Annotated in this window: 17 protein-coding genes; 8 read left to right on the top strand and 9 right to left on the bottom strand. The window is 44.8% G+C overall.

Annotated features, from left to right (window positions below; genetic code table 11):
• Positions 1–57 precede the first annotated feature (57 nt).
• Positions 58–1,992 carry an ATP-dependent zinc metalloprotease FtsH gene (gene ftsH, locus HF888_RS12920; protein ID WP_007016565.1) on the bottom strand — a complete coding sequence of 645 codons (1,935 nt, stop codon included), beginning with the start codon at positions 1,990–1,992 and terminating at the stop codon, positions 58–60.
• 451 nt (positions 1,993–2,443) lie between these two features.
• On the opposite strand from ftsH, the gene HF888_RS12925 reads away from it, so the two are divergent.
• The gene (locus HF888_RS12925; RefSeq protein WP_007016566.1) at positions 2,444–2,749 is read left to right on the top strand and encodes a YhbY family RNA-binding protein; all 306 of its coding nucleotides are present in this window, start codon (positions 2,444–2,446) and stop codon (positions 2,747–2,749) included.
• A gap of 35 nt (positions 2,750–2,784) precedes the next feature.
• Here HF888_RS12925 and HF888_RS12930 read toward each other — a convergent pair whose 3' ends face one another.
• The 6 genes from HF888_RS12930 to cobU form a co-directional block, all read right to left on the bottom strand.
• Positions 2,785–4,809 (bottom strand): methyl-accepting chemotaxis protein, encoded by a 2,025-nt coding sequence (locus HF888_RS12930; protein ID WP_007016567.1) that lies wholly within the window; start codon positions 4,807–4,809, stop codon positions 2,785–2,787.
• A 57-nt stretch (positions 4,810–4,866) separates the two neighbouring features.
• Positions 4,867–6,510, bottom strand: coding sequence for a dihydrolipoyllysine-residue acetyltransferase (aceF, locus tag HF888_RS12935; protein WP_040297428.1), 1,644 nt, complete (start codon positions 6,508–6,510; stop codon positions 4,867–4,869).
• A gap of 9 nt (positions 6,511–6,519) precedes the next feature.
• Positions 6,520–9,195 carry a pyruvate dehydrogenase (acetyl-transferring), homodimeric type gene (gene aceE, locus HF888_RS12940; protein ID WP_007016569.1) on the bottom strand — a complete coding sequence of 892 codons (2,676 nt, stop codon included), beginning with the start codon at positions 9,193–9,195 and terminating at the stop codon, positions 6,520–6,522.
• Positions 9,196–9,387: 192 nt separating this feature from the next.
• Positions 9,388–9,972: a histidine phosphatase family protein gene (locus HF888_RS12945; RefSeq protein WP_007016570.1), complete on the bottom strand. Its 585-nt coding sequence runs from the start codon at positions 9,970–9,972 to the stop codon at positions 9,388–9,390.
• Positions 9,969–11,012, bottom strand: a complete 1,044-nt coding sequence (gene cobT / locus HF888_RS12950) for a nicotinate-nucleotide--dimethylbenzimidazole phosphoribosyltransferase (RefSeq protein ID WP_007016571.1) — start codon at positions 11,010–11,012, stop codon at positions 9,969–9,971. Before cobT ends, HF888_RS12945 begins: the two co-directional genes overlap by 4 nt.
• A gap of 21 nt (positions 11,013–11,033) precedes the next feature.
• The gene (gene cobU, locus HF888_RS12955; protein ID WP_007016572.1) at positions 11,034–11,546 is read right to left on the bottom strand and encodes a bifunctional adenosylcobinamide kinase/adenosylcobinamide-phosphate guanylyltransferase; all 513 of its coding nucleotides are present in this window, start codon (positions 11,544–11,546) and stop codon (positions 11,034–11,036) included.
• Positions 11,547–11,635: 89 nt separating this feature from the next.
• Between cobU and HF888_RS12960 the strand changes: the two genes are divergently transcribed.
• Both HF888_RS12960 and HF888_RS12965 read left to right on the top strand, forming a co-directional pair.
• Positions 11,636–12,034, top strand: coding sequence for a PilZ domain-containing protein (locus tag HF888_RS12960; protein WP_007016573.1), 399 nt, complete (start codon positions 11,636–11,638; stop codon positions 12,032–12,034).
• On the top strand, positions 12,009–12,986 hold the full coding sequence (locus HF888_RS12965; protein ID WP_007016574.1) for an ROK family protein: 978 nt from the start codon (positions 12,009–12,011) through the stop codon (positions 12,984–12,986). The genes HF888_RS12960 and HF888_RS12965 overlap by 26 nt, the downstream gene beginning before the upstream one ends.
• A 17-nt stretch (positions 12,987–13,003) precedes the next feature.
• Here HF888_RS12965 and ampE read toward each other — a convergent pair whose 3' ends face one another.
• A complete protein-coding gene (gene ampE, locus HF888_RS12970) occupies positions 13,004–13,846 on the bottom strand; it encodes a regulatory signaling modulator protein AmpE (protein WP_007016575.1) in 843 nt (280 codons plus the stop codon).
• Positions 13,843–14,394, bottom strand: coding sequence for a 1,6-anhydro-N-acetylmuramyl-L-alanine amidase AmpD (gene ampD / locus HF888_RS12975; protein WP_007016576.1), 552 nt, complete (start codon positions 14,392–14,394; stop codon positions 13,843–13,845). The genes ampE and ampD overlap by 4 nt, the downstream gene beginning before the upstream one ends.
• Before the next feature lie 142 nt (positions 14,395–14,536).
• On the opposite strand from ampD, the gene nadC reads away from it, so the two are divergent.
• From nadC to pilB, 5 genes are all read left to right on the top strand, one after another.
• Complete coding sequence (gene nadC / locus HF888_RS12980) at positions 14,537–15,379, top strand: carboxylating nicotinate-nucleotide diphosphorylase (RefSeq protein ID WP_007016577.1); 843 nt, start codon at positions 14,537–14,539, stop codon at positions 15,377–15,379.
• Positions 15,376–16,929 (top strand): O-antigen ligase family protein, encoded by a 1,554-nt coding sequence (locus HF888_RS12985; RefSeq protein WP_007016578.1) that lies wholly within the window; start codon positions 15,376–15,378, stop codon positions 16,927–16,929. The genes nadC and HF888_RS12985 overlap by 4 nt, the downstream gene beginning before the upstream one ends.
• 451 nt (positions 16,930–17,380) lie before the next feature.
• Complete coding sequence (locus tag HF888_RS12990; RefSeq protein WP_165837002.1) at positions 17,381–18,856, top strand: sulfatase-like hydrolase/transferase; 1,476 nt, start codon at positions 17,381–17,383, stop codon at positions 18,854–18,856.
• A 311-nt stretch (positions 18,857–19,167) separates the two neighbouring features.
• Complete coding sequence (locus HF888_RS16675) at positions 19,168–19,632, top strand: pilin (RefSeq protein WP_007016580.1); 465 nt, start codon at positions 19,168–19,170, stop codon at positions 19,630–19,632.
• 138 nt (positions 19,633–19,770) lie between these two features.
• Positions 19,771–21,450, top strand: coding sequence for a type IV-A pilus assembly ATPase PilB (gene pilB / locus HF888_RS13000; protein WP_007016581.1), 1,680 nt, complete (start codon positions 19,771–19,773; stop codon positions 21,448–21,450).
• Positions 21,451–21,457 lie beyond the last annotated feature (7 nt).

Raw genomic sequence — 21,457 nt, forward strand, 5'->3', positions numbered from 1 at the left:
ACATAAAAGAAAAGGCAACCTATGGTTGCCTTTTCTTTAGACAGTTGAGAAGACCATTTAGTGCTCGCTGGCCGGCTTGCCTTGGTTGTCTTCGCTAGAATCTTCGTCGAGCTTACTTTCCGTCTCTTCAGTGGCATCTGCACCTGCACCGCCTTTGTCACCATCATCGTCACTCCAAGACTTTGGTGGGCGAGGCTTCTGGCCGTTCATAATGTCATCGATTTGGTCGGTATCAATGGTCTCATATTCCATTAAAGCGTCTTTCATTAGCTCCAGCTTATCGCGATTCTCTTCCAACAACTGATAAGCGGTCTTGTAACAACGATCTAACAAGTCCCTAACTTCAGCATCAATGGTTCTCGCTGTTTCATCTGATAAATGAGACAGCTGACCGCCACCGGAACTACCAAGGTAGGCGTTTTGATCTTCTTCAGCATAAAGCTGCGCGCCCAGCTTCTCCGATAAACCCCACTTAGTCACATAATTTCGAGCATATTGCGTAGCTCGCTCAATATCATTTGAAGCGCCAGTGGTCACACCGTCCTTGCCGAGCGTCATCTCTTCGGCTATGCGACCGCCATATAAAGAACAGATATTACTCTCGATGCCACGCTTGCTAATGGAGTGGCGGTCTTCTTCAGGTAAGAACATAGTGACACCCAGAGCGCGACCGCGAGGAATAATCGACACTTTGTAAACAGGGTCGTGCTCTGGAACCAAGCGACCAACGATCGCGTGACCCGCTTCGTGATACGCCGTATTTTCTTTTTCTTTATCGCTCATGACCATAGACTTGCGCTCGGCGCCCATCATGATCTTGTCTTTCGCTTTTTCAAACTCTTCCATGGTCACAGTTGTGCGGTTAGCACGTGCCGCGAATAGAGCCGCCTCGTTTACGAGGTTTGCTAAGTCTGCGCCACTGAAACCTGGAGTGCCTCGGGCAATAACTTTTGCATCGATATCGTCTGTCACAGGTACTTTGCGCATGTGGACTTTTAGGATCTGTTCGCGACCACGAATATCGGGCAAACCAACCACGACTTGGCGGTCGAAACGACCCGGACGCATTAGCGCTGGATCCAATACATCCGGACGGTTGGTAGCCGCTATTACAATTATACCGTCATTGCCTTCAAAACCGTCCATTTCAACTAGAAGCTGGTTAAGCGTCTGCTCACGCTCGTCATTGCCACCGCCAATACCAACACCGCGACTGCGACCCACTGCGTCTATCTCGTCGATGAAAATGATACATGGGGCTTGTTTCTTAGCTTGATCGAACATATCACGTACGCGGCTAGCACCAACACCGACGAACATTTCAACGAAATCCGAACCCGAAATTGAGAAAAACGGAACCTTAGCCTCGCCAGCGATGGCTTTAGCCAACAAGGTTTTACCTGTACCAGGTTGACCCACCATAAGAACGCCACGAGGAATTTGGCCTCCCAAGCGCTGATATTTGGCAGGGTCCCGCAAGAACTCCACAAGCTCTTGGACATCTTCTTTAGCTTCATCACAACCAGCCACATCGGTGAATGTCGTTTTGATCTGATCTTCACCTAAAAGCTTGGCTTTCGATTTCCCGAATGACATTGGGCCACTCTTGCCACCGCCACCACCTTGCATTTGACGCATGAAAAACATGAAAACGGCAATAATCACAAGGATCGGGAATGATGCTACTAATAGTTGTGTCCAGATGCTTTGCTGCTCAGGTTTTTTACCTTGTACCTCAACATTATGTTCAAGTAGATCGTCCATCATTTTGGGATCGTGCCCTGGACGAATGGTTTCAAAGCGCTGGCCATTGTTGTATTCGCCTGTAATTGAGGCTCCAGCGATGGTGACTTTTTTCACCTGACCACTTTGCACACGTTCGATAAATTGGCTGTAAGCGATTTCTTGATTTGAAACCGGGCTATCAAGTTTTTGAAAGACGGTGAGCAATACCGCTGCGATAATTACCCATAAAATCAGATTTTTTGCCATTTTACTTTAGGTCCAACCCCAATAGTTTTCGTTCATATCCGCCAAGGTTACTACACTTGCAGACGATTCGTCGAATAATCTTAGTTTGGCAATAAAAAGCTTATTGCGCGAGCGTATGTAGCCGTTATACGCGTTTAAATGAGCTTTGGCTCTTCACTTGTTGCAATTACAGTGATAGCGCTGAACTATTGAGCTTACTGTGCCGATAGTTAGCCTAGTATCTAATCCAAGATACCAGTTGATTGCAATATTCAACATCTGACTCAAAACCTTCGCCTTGAGTTCCTGCCACATGTGTATAAATGGGGCTGTATATTGAAAAAACAAGCTTAGAGTACAAACCAGCCACTGACGCTATAATATTTATGAAACCTTCATTTCTTAGCCCGCCAGTGGCTGCTATAATCCCTCGACAACTCACATAACTGATTCTTACTGAGATTGAAAATTAATGCAGCTAACACAAGAGCGCAAAAAAGCCCTTAAAGCCATTGGTCACAAGCTGAACCCTGTTGTCACTGTAGCTGGCAATGGACTATCAGAAAGCGTCATTCTTGAAATTGATCGCGCCCTGGAAGACCACGAACTCATCAAAGTAAAGTTCGCGGTGGGCGATAGAGACTTGAAAAAAGATTTATTGGTAGAAACTGAAAAAGTAACCCGTTCCACGTTGGTTCAGAGCATCGGCAATATCGGCTTGTTCTATCGCCCCGCTAAAGAGCCTCAACTTCGCAAATCAAACCTGCTTAAAGACTAAAAAAGAAATTAGCCAGATAGAGCGTTTTTGAACCGTTAAACCTGAAAACGCTCTAGTTTTTCCAATAGGGAATCCGTTAGCCCCACAACCTCCCTAATAGCAGCCACGGTTTCCGCTGCATCATCCACAGTCGCACGACCAAGATCACTTATACTCACCACATTTTGATCAATCGTTCGAGCAACATCTGTTTGTTCTGCCGCTGAAGCTGCAATCTGATTATTGGCTTGAGAAATGTCTTGTACAACATTCATTATCTCACTCAAAGCTTCTCTTACTTTACCAGAGGACTCAACCGTATCCTGTGCCATCATATGGCTATTGCCCATTACCTCCACAGCATTGCTGATGCCTTCGTGAATAGTTGTCATCACCTCATCAATTTCTTGAGCACTTGATTGTGTTCGACTCGCAAGGGTTCTCACTTCATCGGCGACCACTGCAAACCCGCGTCCCTGTTCGCCTGCACGCGCAGCTTCAATAGCTGCATTAAGGGCCAGTAGATTGGTCTGCTCTGCAATCCCTTTAATTACAGCCAACATATTCGCTATATTTTCGCTATTTTCAGAAAGCGTATTAATGACATTAGTACTACGCATGATTTCGTCAGCAAGTTGATTTATTTGACCCAAAGTATCACCGACTACCGAGTTCGCCTTGTTGGCTTGGTCAGTAGCTTTTGCGGCAGAACTCGAAGCATCAGAGCTTTGACGATTCACTTCTTCTGCCGATGCAGACATTTGTGTCACTGCTGATGCAACTTGCTCAGTTTGACGCAACTGCTCCTCGGCTGCCGTGCTGCTTTTTTCGGCGTTGCTACCAACTTGCGTCATAGCACTGCCTACGTCTCGAGCCGTTTTGTGTACTGCTTGTAAAAGGCTATGGATTTTATCCACCATGTCATTGAATTCACCTGACAATTCACCCATTTCATCTCGGCTATCTACCTTGACGCGTATGCGCATGTCACCTCGACTGATTTTCTTAGCAGCGCCATGGAACTCCCCTACAGTCGAGCGAACAGACCAGAAAAAAGCAGCATAGAGGTAGACGATTAACAATATAACGAGCGCGATCGCAACGACAACAGTCATCAACTTCTGCATCAATGCATCAACACGAACCTGCAAAATATCGTTAAGTATGCTCAAAGATTGATTTCGCACCGTCGTAAACGGTTTTAGCCTCTCAGAATAATGGTCACTATAGGCTTGCCATGTGGTCTCCACAGAAACTGCAGCGATCAACTCTTCATCAAGTTTAAACTTTATGTCTTCAGCATTTTTTTCTACTTTGGAGAATAACTCTGAAAACTGATCCTTAAACAGCGAGTTTTCCTCAAGTAAGGCATTATGATTTTGCTGCATGGCTTTAAAGCTTAAATCTAAGGCATCATAGGTATCATTCAAAAAATTATATGTCATCGTGCCAATATATTTTTCGATGATTGCATACACACCAACCGCATGTGCAAAACCTAACTTCGCTTTATAGTTTGGGTAGTCGTTAGTAATCAGTTTTAATAATAGCTGCACACGATCATCAGTATCTTGAGCGACACCAGAATGCTGCGCAACCGAATAAGACAAAAACAAGATATCCTGAACAATACGATTATAAGCTTTATATTGATCCTGAACTGTTGGCTGCTTGTTTTCACCGGTGCGAGCAAAACCTTTTTTCCAACCAGCAATGCGTTGATCTAAATCTTCGACCACTTCTTGAAATTCAGGATTTTGCTCCATTTCAGTTAACTGAGCTTTTAACTGTGCTTCATATTTTTCGGTTTCTTGAGTTAATTCCGGACGAGGGAAAAAGGTCTCAGCTGTAGCCAAGTCGCGATATTTTGATGCAATATCAACCGTAACAAGAACCTTCTCAATAAGCTGCAATGATTCGCGAGCTAAGTCCGTATTATGCTTCTCTTGATAAGTTTCATTGACGATGACGCTACTCAGAAAAAGCAACGGCACAAAAAAAGTAAGACTGATCACGCCAAATTTTTGGGCGTAACTCAGTCTATTCATTAGGGCGATGGCCGGGGCTAACAATCCATGCACGGTACTACCTCATTTTTACGTCCTATTTTTTAGTGTAGACGTAAAAATGAAATTTTCTCAAAGTAAAAGATGACGTACATCAGTCAAGAGTTCACATAGATAGCGTGTAAATCGCGCCGCTTCCGCCCCATCAATCACTCGGTGATCGTAGGATAGACTCAGTGGCAACATCAGACGCGGCTCAAACTCTTCGCCATTCCAGACCGGTTCCATTTTTGCCTTGCTCACCCCCAAAATAGCCACTTGAGGTGCGGTGACGATCGGCGTAAAGCTGGTACCGCCAATCCCGCCTAGACTGGAAATAGTGAAGCAACCACCTTGCATGGCATCCATGGGCAGTTTTTTATCCCGAGCCTTTTTCGCTAACTCGCTGCTATCTTGTGCGAGTTCAACAATGCCTTTTTTATCAGCATCCTTAATCACTGGAACCAGCAGGCCTTCAGGCGTATCCACCGCGATACCAATGTTGTAGTACTGTTTCAGAACCAGAGACTCACCCTGTCCCTTCAAAGAACTATTAAAGGTCGGATAAGCTTGTAGTGCTTTAACACATGCACGCGCAATAAAGGCCAGTGGTGATACTCGCACGCCTTCAGGAAGCATGCTTTGCATTTTCCCTTTGCGATAAGCTTCAAGCTCAGTGATATCCGCTTGATCAAACTGGGTGACCTGAGGAATTTCACTCCAGCTTTTCACCATATTGCGGGCGGTCGCTTGCTTGATCTTATTGAGTGGCTGCTCGGTGATAGGACCAAATTTAGAGAAATCCTCATTGGATCCGACCACACCCATAGGACCGCCGGAGGCGACGGCTGGCTGTTTCACGCGCTGCTTAACAAATGCTTGGACATCTTCTTTTAGGATGCGTCCTTTGGGACCCGTGGCTGATACATCGGTTAAATCGACACCGAATTCTCGGGCCAATTTACGTACCGCAGGCCCGGCATGAACTTTTCCACTGGTAGTTTGCGTTTGCTGTGGTTCCGGTGAAGCTTTAGCCGGTGCTGACTTTTGAGTTGCTTGCGACGGTGACGACGTTTTTTCTGCTGGCTCTTGAGTCTTGGCTTTTGATGAGGAATCTGTCGGTGATCCTGAAGACCCTACCACCTTCATTTTTGCAACCAAAGTATCTTGGGAGACTTTATCTCCCACTTTCACTTCGATGCTCACAAGCTCACCTTCTTGAGGCGCCGGTACTTCCATGGTTGCTTTATCGCTCTCAAGCACCAGAATACTGTCGTCCTGCTGCAATTGATCGCCTTTTGAAACGGGTATTTCTATGACTTCGACTTCATCAATACCGCCCAAATCAGGCACGCGAACCTCTATCTCCTGAGGTTCTGCAGATGAGCTGGATGATTCTTGCTTACTTTCCGTTTGTGCTTGCTGATCTACTTGTTGCGGCTTAGGTTCGTCTGCGTCTTTTTGCTCCGGCGACGGGTTTTTCTCTCCAGCATCGGCTGAGTCTGAGTCCATTACCGCAACTTGTGAGCCAGTTGAAACCTTATCTCCAACGGAAACACTAATCTCAGCAATGGTCCCAGCACTGGGTGCCGGCACTTCCATGGTCGCTTTATCACTTTCCAATACGACAATGGAATCATCGGCGTCGACACTATCACCCTTGCCCACACTGATTTCGATTACTTCAACTTCTTCGATACCGCCTAAATCCGGCACCGTTACATTCACTTGCGCCATGTTCATTCCTTAATGATATAGGGGATCGAGTTTGTCTGATGAAATATTAAACTTCTTCATTGCCTCTGCAATCACATCGGCTTTGACTTTACCCTCTTTCATCAAACCATAGAGCGCGGCCACTACAACGAAGTGACGGTCAACCTCAAAGAACTCACGGAGTTTTTCTCGACTATCACTGCGGCCGAAGCCATCGGTCCCAAGCGTAACGAAGCTCTTATCGCTGGGAAGATAAGGGCGAATCTGTTCGCTATATTGCTTAATGTAATCCGTTGCACAGATCACAGGGCCTTGCGTATCTTTCAAACATTGCTCGACGAAAGAGGTGCGCGCCACACTGTCAGGGTTAAGCATATTGTGTCGCTCACACTGACGGCCCTCACGAGCCAACTCATTAATGCTGGTAGCACTCCAAATATCCGCTGAGATGTCATATTCCGATTGCAGAATATCCGCTGCCGCAATGACCTCACGCAGAATCGTACCACTGCCCATGAGCTGAACTTTCAAATCACTGTCGGCGGTTTCTTTGAATCGGTAAAGACCTTTAATAATGCCTTCTTCGGCGCCTTTTGGCATCGCCGGGTGGGCATAGTTTTCGTTCATGACAGTAATGTAATAGAACACTCTCTCATGCTCTTGATACATACGACGTAAACCATCTTGCATGATAACCGCCAGCTCATAAGCAAACGTCGGGTCATAGGTAATACAATTTGGTATGGTATTCGCCAGGATATGACTATGGCCGTCTTGGTGCTGTAAACCCTCGCCATTCAACGTGGTTCGACCTGCGGTAGCGCCAATGAGGAAACCTTGTGCTTGGCAATCACCGGCGGCCCACGATAAATCGCCAACCCGCTGGAAACCAAACATGGAATAGAAGATATAGAACGGCACCATGGCTTTATCATAAGTACTGTATGATGTAGCCGCCGCTAACCAAGCGCTAAAAGCGCCAGATTCGTTAATGCCTTCTTCAAGGATGCGACCCTTTTTATCTTCTTTGTAATACATCATTTGACCGAAATCCACTGGCTCATAAAGTTGCCCTTCAGAGCTGTAGATACCCAACTGTCTAAATAAACCTTCCATACCAAACGTACGTGCCTCGTCTGGCACAATGGGCACGACTCGATCACCCATGGCTTTATCTTTTACGAGCGACGTTAGCATTCGAACAAACGCCATAGTAGTAGAAATTTCCCGATCACCCGTACCTTCTAATTGTGCTTTAAATGCATCTAACTTAGGCACAGGTAAAGGTTCTTTGTTTTCTGTGCGCACTGGCATATAACCGCCCAAAGATTCACGGCGCTTACGCATGTACTGCATTTCGGGACTGTCTTCCGGCGGACGATAATAAGGGACTTGCTCTAGATCCTTATCGCTAATTGGGATATCAAAACGATCTCGGAATGCTTTGAGATTGTCGATATCCAATTTTTTAACACCGTGGGCTTCGTTTTTGCCTTCAGCGGCATCACCCATACCATAACCTTTAATGGTATGCGCCAAAATCACGGTAGGCTGGCCCTTATGGTTCATGGCAGAATGATAGGCAGCGTAAACCTTGTAGGGATCATGACCACCGCGGTTTAAGCGATAAATTTCTTCATCGCTCATATCTGCCACCATTTCTTTTAACTCTGGATATTTTTCGAAGAAATGTTCTTTGGTATAAGCGCCGCCTTTGGCTTTGTAATTTTGGAACTCACCATCAACCACTTCATCCATGCGTTTTTGCATCAAACCTTTATGATCTTTTGCGAACAATGGATCCCAATGACGACCCCAAACCACCTTAACGACATTCCAGCCTGCACCACGGAATTGACCTTCAAGCTCCTGAATAATTTTACCGTTACCGCGCACCGGTCCATCTAAGCGCTGTAAGTTACAGTTGACCACAAAAATTAGGTTTTCTAATTTCTCACGGCCAGCCAAGCTAATCGCACCTAGGGTTTCTGGCTCATCACACTCACCATCACCCAAGAATGCCCACACCTTACGATCCAGACGCGGCACCAAACCGCGCGCCGACATATACCGCATAAAGTGCGCTTGATAGATAGCTTGCATGGGACCTAAGCCCATAGACACTGTTGGGAATTGCCAATAATCCGGCATGAGTCTTGGGTGTGGATACGAACTTAGACCCTTGCCATCCACCTCGCGACGGAAGTTATCTAGCTGCTCGGTATTGAGGCGGCCTTCAAGGAAACTGCGCGCATAAAGCCCGGGGGAAATATGTCCTTGATAATAAACCAGATCACCATTAGGACAATCTCGACTTTCTTTATTAGGTGCGCGGAAAAAATAGTTAAAGCCTACATCGTACAGTGTGGCGCTAGAGGCAAAACTGGCAATGTGACCACCCAACTCGTCACCACTTTGATTAGCACGCACAACCATGGCCAGCGCATTCCAACGAATCAAAGAGCGAATACGACGTTCCACAAATAAATCGCCGGGCATTTTCGCTTCTTCGGCGACTGGTATAGTATTTCTATAAGGGGTAACAAATGCATAAGGAAGCGGCAAACCGTTTCTAGTGGCACGCTCTGATAGGCGTTCTAAAACAAATCGGGCTCGTTCAATACCTTCCTCTCGGATAACGCTATCGATTGCGTCGAGCCATTCTTGAGTTTCAACCGGGTCCTGATCGTGATCAGTGGAATCCATATAGTGTATTTCCTTAACCTTGATGGCAAAAGATGGAGAAAATTTTTGACTTACAAACCAGTATAGACAATTAGATGGTATTAACAGGGATTGCCACAAACAAGGCAAAGTGCGCCAGCTGCATACAAATTCAAAAATTAAGGAAAAACCTCGCCACGCTGAGCATACCCAAGGATTTAATTAGGCGATATTCTACCCATGAAACTTCAATTGATATTGAAACGGTTCTTGCTCACTCACTTGCACTTGAGTACGACTAGCAAAAGGCACGTCCATGCGATTTAAATGTGTGAAAGGAAAGCCTAATACCTCTTTCAATAACATGCGAATGACGCCACCATGACAAATGATCAAAATCTTGCTTTCGGGTCGAGCTAAGCATCCAAACCAAGCTTTTAATACTCGTCCCTCAAAATTTAAAACCGACTCGCCTTCTGGAGAGGCAAAGTTCATAGGGTCAGCCCACAAACCTTTTATCTGATCAAACTCATTAGCGAACACAGATTCCATATCTTGGTTTTCCCAAACTCCGAAATGGAATTCTTTTAGCCCCTCCGCAATGACGACATCAATATTCAACTCTTGTGCTAATACTTCAGCAAACGCCATGCAGCGCTTCAACGGACTAGTGATGATTAAATCCCATGATTGATTGGCACAAGCTTCTCGCATCTGCTGCCAACCCAATCTTGTTAGCGCATGATCTGTGTGACCACGGAACACATTGCCACCTTCGGGTTCGCCATGGCGTAGTAAATCAATGGTTTTATATTTCACGACGCTTTTCCATCCACACCAGCATCAGCGAACGTGGCCATGGAATTATGTAATTCAACCGCACTGCGCAAGAGACTCACGACCACAGCTGCACCACTTCCTTCTCCCAGACGCATACCAATACTTAACAGTGGACTCGCATCCAATGCACGCAACACCACTTGGTGACCTGGTTCAGCGCCAGCATGACTAAATATCAACCAAGGACGCACACTACTATTAATCGAAACCGCCATCAATGCTGCAGTGGAGCTAATGAAACCATCCACCAGCACAGGTATACCAATTTGTGCTGCTCGAATGTAGGCGCCACACAAAGCTGCTATCTCGAAACCACCGAACGTTTGCAAACGCTGCAACGGCGTTGCCAGGTCATAGCGTGCGATGGCTCGATCAATGACCTCACGTTTATGCTGCAATTGCTGTGCATCTACTCCTGTACCCGGCCCCACGAGGTCAGCCACAGGAAGCCCCAATTGCGAAGCCGCTAAAGCTGTAGCTGAACTGGTATTGGCAATGCCCATTTCGCCACCAATGAACAAATCACTGTTTTGTTGATGGGCACGATCTGCCGCTTCATGACCTAGTTGCAACGCCAAAAGCAACTCATCTTCGGCCATGGCTGGCTGAATTGAAAAATCCGCCGTGCCTTTTGCAATAGGTTTATTAATTAAACCAATGGCATCGGATATCTCACCATTGCATCCACAGTTAACCACTTCTAACTCAGCTTGCATTTGCTGCGCCAAAACGGAGATCGCCGCGCCACCTGCCAAGAAATTGCTGATCATTTGTAACGTCACTGACTGCGGAAATGCAGAAACCCCTTGCTTAGCAATACCATGATCTGCGGCAAAAATACTGATATGAATGCGATCAAGGGAAGGAGACTGTCGCTCTTGCATAGCGCTTAGTTGACACGCTACTTGCTCTAACTGCCCCAATGACCCGGGGGGTTTGGTGAGGTTTGACTGATGTGCTTGAGCTTGCTCAAAAAATTCAACAGAAGGGAGACGACAGGGTTGTTCAAACCAATTCATGATGCTGCTTATCCTTAATCATTATTTGATGACGCTTGGAATACCCGCCACCATGAGTGTGACATGTTGAGCCTCTCGTGCAATACCTTGGTGCAGTCGCCCTAGCTCATCCACAAACCGACGATTACTTTCACCGAGTGGAATGACCCCCATACTGATTTCATTAGAGACCAGAATGACGCGACCCTTTGAGCTTTTGAGTGCATCAATTAACGTTTGCGAGCGTGTAGCCATATTCTCAGGCTCACACATCAACAAATTACTCATCCATAGCGTTAAACAGTCCACTACAATCGTATGGCCTGGAACACTTAGCTCCGAGATTCGACGGGATAACTCAATGGGCTCTTCAAGCGTATGAAATCGCGCACTGCGGTCTGCTTGATGACGCTGAATCCGAGTCTGCATTTCATCGTCAAAGGCTTGTGCAGTAGCGATATAGTGCAGTGTATCCTTGGAGCCTAAGGCTAGCTGCTCGCTATAGGCACTTTTACCTGAGCGTGCACCACCCAAAACCAAGTGAATTTCCCTCATACGCTGGTGAACCTGACACAAAAGTCTAATCTTATAAGGTAAGCGTGCATCTCGCTAGCACCATGCGTTCAATCAAAATTGGGATTAACATGCAGGAACAAGCCAATTACAACGAAAAACGCCAGTTCGTTCGCAAAACACTCTACACTCAAGTTACGCTATTTGAGCAAAACTCCATGACCTGTCTTGGCTTAATGGCCGACTATAGTGAAGGTGGTTTAATGCTCTCCAGCTACCAGCCACTGGAAATAGAAAAAGAATATGATGTGTTAATGATGGATCTCCCCAATAATATTGGCCGAAAACGTATTGGACATATCAAAATTAAAAGTGTTTGGTGCAAACAAATCAGCAATACGCAATATGGTGTTGGCTTTATGTTGATCTCCAGTGACAAGAGTGCACAAAGCATGTTTGCAAGTTATGATGCCGAATATTACGCATTACTAAAAAAACACCCGAATGAATCCACAGACAAGTTCACATGAGAACCCTCACAAAACGATTCACCTAGGTATAGATTTGGGCGGCACCAAAATTGAGGTCGCTGCAATCACTTCCACGGGTGAATGTCTCTTACGTGAGCGCATCACAACCCCAAAGCATCCAAATAAACAAACACAATACGAACAAATATTATCGTCTATCTCAAAGCTTGTAGATCGAGCAGAAACGGATTTAAAACAAACACGATTAACGTTAGGTGTGGGGATTCCTGGCACAATAGAAAAGCACTCCCAGCGAGTAAAAAATGCTAACACTGTCTGCCTCATAGGTCAGCCCTTACAAGATGATCTTGAGTTCCTACTAAAGCGACGCATTGCCATTGAGAACGACGCTAATTGCTTTGCTTACAGTGAAACTCACCTAGGAGTAGGAAAGGAAACCAAATTTGAATCATTATTTGCGGTGATTCTTGGCACTGGCGTTGGCGGTGCCTGGGTTGTAAATGGTCAAGTTATCTCAGGCGCCAATGGAATCGCGGGCGAATGGGGACATAACTGCTTACCTTGGCTCGACGAAAAAGACAAACCTCTACAAAATTGCTATTGCGGTAAACAAGGCTGTATTGAAACCTATCTATCTGGACCTGGATACGCCAATTTGGCTCAACAACAATTTGGTATTACTGCCGACTCACACTTTTTATTTAGTAAAAAAGACCACGACACATCTGCCGGACAAGCCTACAAAGACTATTGTCTGCGCTTGGCAAAAAGTCTTGCCCATGTCATTAATATAATGGACCCGAATTGTATCGTATTGGGTGGAGGGCTTTCTAACATCGATTCCCTGTATGAAGACGTACCAAAGATTTGGAAAAATTATATTTTTAGCGCAGGCTCAAAGACTAAAATCAACACCCAGTTGCTAAAGAACAAGCTGGGTGATAGCAGCGGCGTATTCGGCGCTGCATTATTAGGGGCTAAAGTGATATAGCATGTATATACACCTGACTAAAACCCCGCAAAAATTGTCAAGAACGCCACCACTAACAACCAGAGAATAGCACAGCGCAACATCAGTCGATTACTTTCGTCTATCGTTCTGGCTGCACCCGCTTCGTCAAACCCTTTCTCTTGCTGATGATTGAATGTCTCCAGTGTATGACCCAGAGCTTGATCTGCATTGGTTTGAAAATCCGTCCACAATTTAGAGACAGTAGAAAAGCTTCGATTAAAATCACCCGCTAAAGACATACTCAAAGCCAACAACCTTGAAGGTAGCCACTCCATGGTGTCAAGTACACTCTTCATCCATGGAATTTTACTTTCACTATAGAACCAATAGCTCAACAAACAGAACATGGCACCACCAATGCCTGCAAGTAAATACCAAAACACAAAAACAAAAAAGCGCATAAACCAAGCACGTATGAGAGCTTTGCTTACCGTGGTATGTAAGGTGTACGGACTGGTTTGAGCTTGCTCCTCCAAGCTTAAAAAGTTTCTCGCGCAGTAAAATGCGGCTTGATAGTCTTGATTGTGCCAATGATTTTTATAATCTTTAAACTTCTGACTCACATTATCGCGGCCGAGAATATAGAGAAGCAACGCCACCTGAAGTAGCAACGAAACAAAACTGCCAAGCAAACCATCCATACGCTCAATTAATGCAGAGAGTGCTACACACGGCAAAACAACAACCCCTACATACATCATGATTTGCATAGTTTTACTTTGCTGCTCAAAATGGAAAGGGCTTAATAAGCGCTTGAACCATCTGCGATTGCGCTCATACCCCTCTTTTCGAGTTTGTCTTTGTAACAGTACGGTAAATAGCAGAACGATAAATTTCATGCATTTTCCATTAGTTGTTTAAAGTAAGACCAGTCAAAGCTTGGGCCGGGATCTGTTTTGCGTCCGGGCGCAATATCACTATGACCGGTTATCTCCGAGTGAGAAATGTCATATCTGTCGCACAGCAATCTGGAGACATCTACGAGCTTGTGGTATTGCGCATCAGTATAAGCAATATCGTCGGTACCCTGTAGCTCAATACCTACAGAAAAATCATTACAGTTGTCACGACCAGCATAGCAGCTAACCCCTGCATGCCAAGCACGCTTATCAAACCCAACAAACTGAACCAAGCTACCATCTCGCTTAATCAATAAGTGACTACTCACTTTTAAGTCTTTGATTTTTTGAAAATATGGATGCTTACTGCAATCAAGCTCATTGCAGAAAAAGTCCTCGACGTAATCATTATCAAACTCATTCGGTGGTAAGCTGATGTTATGAACGACAATTAAAGATATCTCCTGTTGTGGTCTCTCATTGTGATTAGGGCTGGGGCAATGCTTGGCAGACTGCAACCAATGTTTTTGAATTTCCAACTGGTTCACTCACTTTTATAACGTCATCGCTTAAGCATCACGAATTCACTCGCAGAGATCAAGGCCTAGGCCTAGCTTATGTCACAGGATTGATGCAAGCATGCTGCGCTCTGTGTAAAATACGCGCTTTTATTGCTCCCGTAGTGCCAAAATGAATCTAGATCCAAGCCAATTACACCAAGATATTGAACAAGCTGTCACGCGCGCCCTCAGCGAGGACGTAGGTACGGGCGATATTACTGCTATGTTGATCCCGGAAGAAAACACGAGTCACGCTAAAGTGATTACTCGCGATGATGCCGTTATCGCTGGTCAAGCATGGGTCAATGAGACATTTAAGCAACTCGACGACGGTGTAGAGATCACTTGGCATGTACAGGACGGAGACCAAGTTGAGGCTGGTAGCACCCTCTTTGAACTGAGAGGATCATCTCGTTCTTTATTGACAGGGGAGCGTACAGCATTGAATTTTTTGCAGACCTTGTCTGCTGTGGCAACCAAGTGTCACTTTTATAGTCAACAGGTGGCACACACTCAAGTAAAACTGCTGGATACTCGAAAAACCCTGCCTGGCCTTCGCATGGCTCAGAAATACGCGGTGAGTCAAGGAGGCTGCTATAACCACAGAATTGGTTTGTTTGACGCCTTCCTAATTAAAGAGAACCATATCCATGCTTGTGGTGGTATTCGACAAGCTATTGAAAAAGCGCAAGAGATAGCCCCGTTAAAGCCGGTTGAAATCGAAGTTGAAAGCTTTGCCGAGCTAGAGGAAGCTCTAGATGCTGGGGCTGACATCATTATGCTGGACAACTTCTCCATAGAAGAAACCAAGCAAGCTGTCGATATGGCAAAAGACCAAGCCAAACTAGAAGCCAGTGGTGGCATTACGGATGACACCCTAGTCAAGATCGCCGAGACCGGTGTTGATTACATTTCGATCGGTGCCTTGACTAAGGATGTTAAGGCCGTGGATTTAAGTATGAGGATGGTGTGATTAATTTACTCGCAAAACACGGTCATTTCACCGTAAACCATATACTAGCGTTAATCGCCACTACCTTCCCCCTTATTGCTTTGCTTGGTTGGCAGCAAAGTGACTTATTTGATTCACCTTTAAAGCACCGTCCAATTATTATTTGGTTAGAACTTTCGTTCGTATTGCTTCATATATTTCTGCCCGGAAAAGTAAGAGACATTAGCTGGCAAACGCTCGGGTTAGTTGGTGCATTCGCACTTTTGGGATCACTATCATCCATAAACGCGGAAAACACGTATGCATCAATAGCAAGACATGCAGAAATTATATTGCATATTATATTTGGCATATCGATATACCAACGATGCAATGACACGATTACTCGCTATACACTGACTATCGGTATAATTATCGCATTTATTTACACGGTACTTCATGTCGCCCTTTTGCTTTCTATTGTGCCCACCAACTACGACTGGGTGGCGCACTTTCCCATGTTTAGCAACATTAGGCACTGGGGATATTTACTCATACTGGTGATGTGTATTATTTACAGTCAAATTTTAAAAGAGCAGACCAGTAAATATCTTTACATATTATTATTCTTGACTGTATTCTGCATTTTTTGGAGTGGTGGGCGAGGAAGCTTCATACCTGCCATGTTCCTGATTGTTAGTGCGAAATTTATTTGCAATATATCGTGGCGTACTTATCGCATAACAATTCTTGTCACAGTCGCCGCAGGCTTCTTAGCAAGCGCCCTTCCTGTTGAAAACGGTAGCCTAGGGATAGCCAGGCTTTTTTTCCTCGACCGATTAGACGCCGTCAGCAATCTCGATATAAATCGGATTTCAGCAAATCGCATATCTATTTATATCAGTTCTTTTAAAGAACAATTACAAAGTGCCCCTCTTCTGGGTATGGGAGCCGACAACTTTCGATACAGTTTTGCGCAAGACACCCACGGGATTCCCACCCAACCCCATAGCGTTTTAGTACAAATTATCTACGAGTATGGAATCATCGGGAGTTTGATTATTGCAGGATTGCTTTACCGATTTATTAATATGAGCTTAAAATGCGCCGAGAATAAACAAGAGAGGTTCGCCATATTATGTATTTTAGGCGCTTTCTTTTTCTCAGCGTCCGTCGATGGGCATTTCTACCATAGCTTTTCTTTATTATGTATTTCTCTTGTCGCGCCATTGCTAATCAACAGCCGCCAAGAAAATAATCATGGCAGAGTTCAAGTAAAACGAACTGCTATTTTTATCGGGATTATCCCTCTTCTATTCATTATGTACAAACACACGCAAACATTCATCGCGTACTCAAGCCCTCTTAAAAATACACAACAAATAGAAACCGTACGGTCTTTTCCATCTGTTATTCTGAATAACAATTGGTTGAATTCCGACAACCCAGATCTATTAAAAGCAGCGTTTGAACTAGCCATTGTGCGTTCTGATGTTCAGTGTGGAAATGCTGTAATGGCAAAATTAATGGGCATAGATATCGATGATATAATCCCGCCCGCCTGTGAAAATCGTAAAATATCGATCTGGTAATTAACCGTATATGCATGTAAATACGAAAGGTACGCGCAAAAACACCACCCTAATTTTATTGTATGCGATACAGGTATCTTTGCTTTTTTTACCATTATTAAATGAAATCTACACAGCCCTAAACCTTACCAGTTCACTGTCAAACAATAGTAATTTTGATACGAACTCAATACTTCACAGCGAAGCAAAATACTATTTTATTCAATACATTCTCGTCATTATCGCGTCAGTAGCATTTTATATTTACTGTTTGCATTTACTTATCTCGCGACTCAGATCAGTCATCCCAGCAAACAAAAACATACTGATCACACTCGTGAGTCTAATATGTTTTTTGTCACTTATAACAACCAATCAGTTTTTTTACCCTCAGTCCTCGTATCAACTGGCCTTATTTGAGGGGTATCATCTTCTGCCGTGGCTTTCATTTATCGTTCTAGGGTGCCTGTTATTGGCATCTATATTAAAGCACTACAAGGTCGCTTGCGTGGTTGCCGCGCTCGCAATCTTTAGCTTTATCAGCAACCCCGTCACAAGCGATTACAATAAAAAGAATGTTTTAATCATTGGTATAGATTCGCTGCGACCTGAATTGATCCATGAATACATGCCATTTCTATCTAAGCAATTATCGGACGCCATGGTTTTCGACAATGCGTACACGCCATTTGCGAGAACTTATCCTGCTTGGATGTCCATTATAACAGGAAGACACCCTGCCAATAATGGCGCTCGCTTTAACTTACAACCCGAAGATATGCTTGCAAAAGACAACCTGTATCTTCCAAAGGTCTTACAAGAACACGGATATACCACCATCTATGCTGCCGATGAACGCCGCTTCAGCAACCTTGGTTCGACTCAAGGATTTCAACATGTAATTGGGCCAAGAACAGGGGTAAGCGACTTTGTCTTGGGCGACTATGCAGACTTTCCTACTACCAATCTTTTATTATTGACGCCAGTTGGTAAATGGTTATTGCCCGAACTTTATGGAAACCGAGCGGCCGACCACTTGTATCGCCCAGAGCATTTCTCGAATTTGCTCACAAACGAATTAGATCATGTGATACATGATGATCCTATTTTACTGGCCACGCATTTTTGCCTGCCCCATTGGCCTTATACATTTGTCAATAGTCATCCAGTTGAAACTTATGAACAACAACCACTCTATCCATCAAATCTGCAAGCTGTCGACAATCAAATTCAAGACTTAATGCTATATCTGGAAGAACGAGGTATTTTGAAAAATAGCATTCTGGTTTTTCTCAGTGATCATGGCGAAAGCTGGGGGCATTTTGAAACAACATTTAAAGACAAGCACGGCATACCTTACGAATCATCTGATTATGGTCATGGCATGAATATACTAAGCCCGGCAAGCCACCAAATTTTGTTGGCGTTTAAGGGGATCGCAATTGACCCACAGCAAATGATCAGACCTACCTCGCTGACGGACGTTGCCCCGTCCCTGTTGTCAGGGCTAAACCTATCTAGCTCGTACGACAGCCAGAAAATGGATGGTAGAGATTTGACCGCTCCTGCAAACCAATCTTCGGAGCTTGCTTTTGAATCTGGCGTCATTCTCTCTGCGGCGAATACAGACAGCCCAGACCCAAGAGCTGTGGCTCGAGAGGGGGCGCATCGCTTCAAAGTCGATGGCAACGGCTATTTGCGCCTAAAGCACACGATGATCCCAAGCATGATCCAAAACAAGCAAGTTGGACTTCGCGTAGACAACAAAGGGCTATTTTTAGTCCATCACAATCAAAAACCACAGCTCATGCACATCGATTACGCAAATAACCATTATCAATGGATTAATCCCAGAGAAACCCATCATGTTGAAGAGACTCTAACAACTCGATTTTGCGCGCTTTACCACAACACCGCCGCAGTAGGTATGCCGCAGCTATGTCAATAACTGACAAAAAATGTCACCCCAGATAAAACCATTGTGAGTGTTTTTTGTACGATTGTGAGAAAACTCACACAAAACATCTACTTATGTCAAAAAATCAGGCAAAAGACGTCTTTATTTTGTCATTTAAATCATGAATACTACCCATCAGTGATTGGCACATGGTATGCAGTAATCAAAGCGATTACGCCGCCTAGGTGGCAAGCATCCAATTAATATGGTTCAGCTTTTAGCGTTGGATTAGATTAATCAAAACCAAAAATGGGACATCAAGAGCCCAGTCAACTCAAACTTAAAAAGTGGAGCGGTCTACTATGAAAGGTCAAAAGGGTTTTACTCTGATTGAATTAATGATTGTTATTGCAATCATCGGCATCTTGGCATCTGTTGCGATTCCTCAGTACCAAGATTACACATTACGTACTGACGCAACTAACTCTTTGAACGCGGTTCGCCCAGTTCAGCTAGCGGTTAGTGAATATGCGGCTCGCTACAGTGCTCTACCAGGCACAACCAGTGCCTTAGCAGACTATACTGGCATCTCAACCACGGCAACTGATCACGCTGCAGGCAAGGTATCTCAAATTTCCATTAGCGCCAATGGCGTGTTAGAGGTTCAATTTGACACAACGTCTAACAACCCAGATGTTCCTGCTGGCCTATCTGGTACGACTTATCGTTTGACACCAACTATCAGCTCTACTGGTGTAGTAACCTGGGCGAGCTCTGCTGCGGGTTCAAGTCCTATCCCAGCAAAATACCTACCAAAGCTTAAGTAAATCACTCAGTTGCTTGAATAAACCCGCTTCGGCGGGTTTTTTTATGTCTATGGATCACGCTTTTGACCCACCTGACACTGTTCTCTTTAGGTAAATTCGGTATGATTAGCTCAACTTAAGAATAAGAATTGCGTTTATATGTCTATAGTTACAGGTATCGCCCGCCAGTTTGTCGAGCAAGGGCTTGTTAACGAACAAAAAGCCTCAGAAATCAGCAAAGATGCTCAGAAAGAAGGACAATCATTTATTGTTCAAAGCCTTCTGTCCAATGCTTGTACATCAAAAGATGTTGCCTTGTTGGTCAGCAATGAGTTTGGCTTGCCGTATCTTGATCTATCAGCCATGGATCCTGAGCATTTTGCGGCAGACTTGATCACTGAGGACCTGTTGGAGAAACATCGTTCACTTCCGCTTTTTAAACGCGGTAACCGTCTGCACATTGCTCAAGCAGACCCCTCTGATATCGCTGCATTGGACGACATAAAGTTCGCGACAGGCATGACAGTTGACGCAGTAGTAGTGGAATACGACAAGCTCAATGTCATTTTAGAAAAACTGCTCGCAGGCAACAGCACGTTTGATGATCTAGGGGATGACTTAGATCTCGAAGAAGATCCTGCCGAAGACAAACCCCAAGAAGAAGATAATACTGGTGATGACGCCCCTATCGTGCGCTTTGTAAACAAAATGTTGCTAGATGCGATAAAGATGGGCAGCTCCGATTTGCATTTTGAACCCTATGAAAAACGCTATCGCGTGCGTTTCCGAACTGACGGTGTCCTTCATGAGGTTGCATCTCCACCAATAAATTTATCTGGAAAAATCGCTGCCCGTCTCAAAGTTATGTCACGTATGGATATTTCAGAGCGTCGCGTGCCGCAAGATGGCCGAATCAAGATGAAAATTTCCAAATCTAAGGCGATTGATTTTCGGGTAAATACTCTGCCAACACTGTGGGGGGAAAAAATTGTATTACGAATTCTAGACCCTTCAAGTGCACAAATGGGCATCGATGCACTGGGTTACGAGCCTGAGCAAAAACAACTATACATGGAAGCTCTAGCACAACCACAAGGGATGATTTTGGTCACAGGACCGACTGGATCGGGTAAAACTGTATCTCTTTACACAGGCCTAAACATCCTGAACAAAGAGGGCACAAATATATCCACCGCAGAGGACCCGGTAGAAATCAACCTGGAAGGTATTAACCAAGTCAACGTAAATACCAAAGTCGGTCTCGACTTTGCCGAAGCACTTCGCTCCTTCTTACGCCAAGACCCGGATATCGTCATGGTGGGTGAGATTCGAGACTTGGATACGGCGGGTATTGCCATTAAAGCTGCACAAACTGGTCACTTGGTTTTATCAACACTGCATACCAATAGCGCGCCAGAAACCCTGACTCGTTTGATGAATATGGGAGTACCTGCGTTCAATATCGCGACTTCAGTCAGCTTGATCATAGCCCAGCGCCTCGGTCGGCGCTTATGTAGCCAATGTAAAGAACCAGCCGATATCCCAAAAGATGTATTATTAAAGGCTGGAATGACCGAAGAGATGCTAGCGGAAGCCGAGATCTACAAGCCTGTAGGTTGCGATGCTTGTTCCGGCGGCTATAAAGGTCGAGTCGGTATTTATGAAGTGGTTAAAATAACCGATGCCATGTCCCGTATTATAATGGAAGGTGGTAATGCGATGCAGATAGCCGATGTTGCACGAAAAGAAGGCTTTGCAAACCTGAGAAATTCCGCTTTAAAGAAGGTTTGCCAAGGTGTTACCAGCTTAGAAGAAGCCAACCGCGTGACCGCTGAATAAAGGTAAA

The organism is Bermanella marisrubri (assembly GCF_012295615.1).
GTDB classification, from domain to species: domain Bacteria; phylum Pseudomonadota; class Gammaproteobacteria; order Pseudomonadales; family Oceanobacteraceae; genus Bermanella; species Bermanella marisrubri.